This is a genomic window from Oerskovia sp. NPDC060287 (assembly GCF_042726775.1).
GTDB classification, from domain to species: Bacteria; Actinomycetota; Actinomycetes; order Actinomycetales; family Cellulomonadaceae; genus Oerskovia; species Oerskovia merdavium.
Map to the genome: position 1 here is coordinate 1 of NZ_JBHXBO010000352.1, position 3,063 is coordinate 3,063.

Here is a 3,063-nt window from a genome sequence, read left to right on the forward strand (position 1 = left end):
GCTCCGAGGAGCGACGGCCCGCCGTCAGGGTCGTGCGTCGAGGATCACTCGGCCGGAGCAGAGGCCCCTGCGGTCCCAGCGCCCGAGCCGCCGCCGTGCGTGCGGCGACGGTTGCGCTGGCGGCGCGGACGCGACGGAGCGCCGTCCGCGGACGCCCCGGCGGCCGGAGCCTCGGCGCGCGGAGCCTGCTCCGAACCTGCGGAGGCCGTCGCACCCGAGGAACGCTGAGCGCCCTCGGTGCTGCGGCCACCCTCGCGTCCACCGGACCGGCCGGCGTCGCGCGAGCCGCTGCGCCCGCCGTCACGGCCACCCGAACGTCCGGCGTCGCGCGAGCCCGATCGGCCCGCGTCGCGGCCCGCGTCCCGACCACCGCGCGCGGACGACGGCGAGCCGCCGCGCTTGCCGGTCTCGCCCAGGTCCTCGAGCTTCTCGGCGTCCAAGCCCGCGCGGGTCTGCGCGGACTTGGGCAGGCGGCCCTTGGTGCCCTCGGGGATGTTGAGGTCCGAGTACAGGTGCGGGGACGTCGAGTACGTCTCGACGGGCTCCGGGATGTTCAGGTCCAGGGCCTTGTTGATGAGCGACCAGCGGGGCACGTCGTCCCAGTCGACGAACGTGACTGCCGTGCCCTTGTTGCCCGCGCGACCGGTACGGCCCGTGCGGTGCAGGTAGGTCTTCTCGTCCTCGGGGCACTGGTAGTTCACGACGTGCGTGACGTCGTCGACGTCGATGCCACGAGCCGCGACGTCGGTCGCGACGAGCACGTCGATCTTGCCCGAGCGGAAGGCGCGCAGCGCCTGCTCGCGGGCGCCCTGGCCCAGGTCGCCGTGGATCGCACCCGAGGCGAAGCCGCGGTCGGCGAGCTCGTCGGCGACCTTGGCGGCCGTGCGCTTGGTGCGCGCGAACACGATCGTCAGGCCGCGGCCCTCGGACTGGAGGATGCGCGCGAGGACCTCGACCTTGTCGAGCGCGTGCGCGCGGTAGACGACCTGCTTGATGTTCTTGACGGTCTGGCCGCCGTCGTCCGGGTCGTTGGCCCGGATGTGCGTCGGCTGCGTCATGTAGCGGCGGGCCATCGAGACGACCGCGCCCGGCATGGTCGCCGAGAACAGCATGGTGTGGCGGGCCGCGGGCGTGCGCGAGAGGAGCTTCTCGACGTCGGGCAGGAAGCCCAGGTCGAGCATCTCGTCGGCCTCGTCGAGCACGACGCAGCGAGCGCGCGTGAGGTTGAGGTGCCCCTGGTTCATGAGGTCGATCATGCGACCCGGGGTGCCCACGACGACCTCGACGCCCGCGTTGAGCGTCGCGATCTGCGGCTCGTACGCACGACCGCCGTAGAGCTGGATGATGCGGACGCTGCGCTTGGCCGAGGCGGCCTCGAGGTCGCCGGCGACCTGGACGGCGAGCTCACGGGTCGGGACGATGACGAGAGCCTGCGGCTTGCCCGGCGCGGGGAGCTGGTCGAAGCCCTCCTCGCCCGGGGCGATGACGCGGTGCAGCAGCGGCACGCCGAAGCCGAGCGTCTTGCCGGTACCGGTCTTGGCCTGGCCGATGATGTCGTGCCCCGACATCGCGACGGGCAGGGTCATGGCCTGGATGGGGAACGGGTGGGTGATGCCGGCGTCGGCCAGCGCCTCGACGATCTCCGGGCGGACACCGAAGTCCGCGAAGGAGACGTCCTTGGCCTGGACGCTCGACGAGAGCGTGCCCTGTGCGTCGTCGACAGGGGACTCGGCAGGGGTGAGGTCGAGCTCGGTGGGCTCGACAGGTGTTTCGGTGGTGGTCACTGGTGCCTCGTGGTTCTGATGTCTGGCGCGAGGCCCCGCACGTGCGTGATCGACCCGACGGTTGGCGGGTCCACGATGCTCCGGGAAGATCCCAGGCAGGTACGGTCTCTCGCGCCTAGTGGCCGGCAGCCGATCGTGGGTATTCGCCGCGAGGACGTCGTCGGGGGTCGTCGGCCGTGAGGCGCGAACCCCGGTTCCGCCCGCGCGCACCGACCGAGGTCGGCGTCGTGCAGTGTCGTTCGCAAGTCTTTCGGCACGGGGTGGGGCTCACGAGCACCCACCGGGAACCGGGGATTCGGACGACCGGGCAACCGATGTACCCCCCCATACTATCGGACGGCACCCGTCAAGCCGGTCAAGGCCCGTCATGTCGCGTCCCCCGACAGGGGACGGGCTGCGGGACTCGACTATCCTGACCCGATGAGCGAGCCGCAGCACCACGACCCGTCCGTCGGTACCGAGAAGCTCGCCACGGGCCGTGACGCGATCGGTCTGCTGGGCCTCATCGCGTACACCGAGCTCGCGACCTTCGGCCGCCTCGCGGCCGACGCGGCCCACGCCCCGACCCTCACGCAGCGCCACCAGCTCTCGCGCCACGCGGGCAAGATGCTCGCGCGCCACGAGCGCGTCCTCGAGCGCATCGCCGACCTGGGCGGCGACCCCGAGGCCGAGATGGGCGCGTTCGACGGCATCTTCGACGACTTCGAGGCGCGGACGCCGTCGAGCACCTGGTGGGAGGGCGTGCTCAAGGGGTACGTCGGCCACGGCGTCGCCGACGACTTCTGCCGCCTCGCCGCGGACGGTCTCGACGACGAGTCGCGCGACCTGGTCCTCGAGATCCTCTCGGACGGCGTCGACTCCGAGCGTTCGGCGACCGTCATCGCGGACGCCGCGGCGGCGGACCCCGTGCTCGCGTCGCGCCTCGCGCTGTGGGGACGGCGGCTCGTGGGCGAGGCGCTCGGGCTGGTGCAGACGCTGCTCGCCGAGCGCGAGGGACTGAGCCGGCTCCTCGCGGACGGTGCGGGGCACCGCACCGAGGCAGGGACCCCCGGGGCGGCCGACGCGACGGGGACGGCTGCGGACCGTCAGGCGTGGGTGTTCTCGCAGCTCACGGCGGAGCACACGCGCAGGATGGGGCGGTTGGGCCTCGCGGCCTGAGCGGTCGGGGACGGCCTCGCGGCCTGAGCGGGTGGGGTGGGAGCCTCGCGGCCCGAGCACCTCAGGTCGTCGTGACGCACGACGAGGGCGGCGCCCCGGCCGTCGAGCCGGGGCACCGCCC

2 protein-coding genes are annotated in these 3,063 nt (G+C 73.1%); one reads left to right on the plus strand and one right to left on the minus strand.

Annotated features, from left to right (window positions below; all coding sequences use genetic code 11):
• Positions 1 to 44 precede the first annotated feature (44 nt).
• Positions 45 to 1,784, minus strand: a complete 1,740-nt coding sequence (locus ACFWFR_RS18735) for a DEAD/DEAH box helicase (RefSeq protein WP_377624095.1) — start codon at positions 1,782 to 1,784, stop codon at positions 45 to 47.
• 420 nt (positions 1,785 to 2,204) lie between these two features.
• On the opposite strand from ACFWFR_RS18735, the gene ACFWFR_RS18740 reads away from it, so the two are divergent.
• A complete protein-coding gene (locus ACFWFR_RS18740) occupies positions 2,205 to 2,942 on the plus strand; it encodes a ferritin-like fold-containing protein (RefSeq protein WP_377624096.1) in 738 nt (245 codons plus the stop codon).
• Positions 2,943 to 3,063 lie beyond the last annotated feature (121 nt).

Coding starts and splice junctions, on each gene's coding strand:
- ACFWFR_RS18740 (WP_377624096.1), top strand. CDS start 2,205: ATGAGCGAGCCGCAGCACCACGACCCGTCCGTCGGTACCGAGAAGCTC.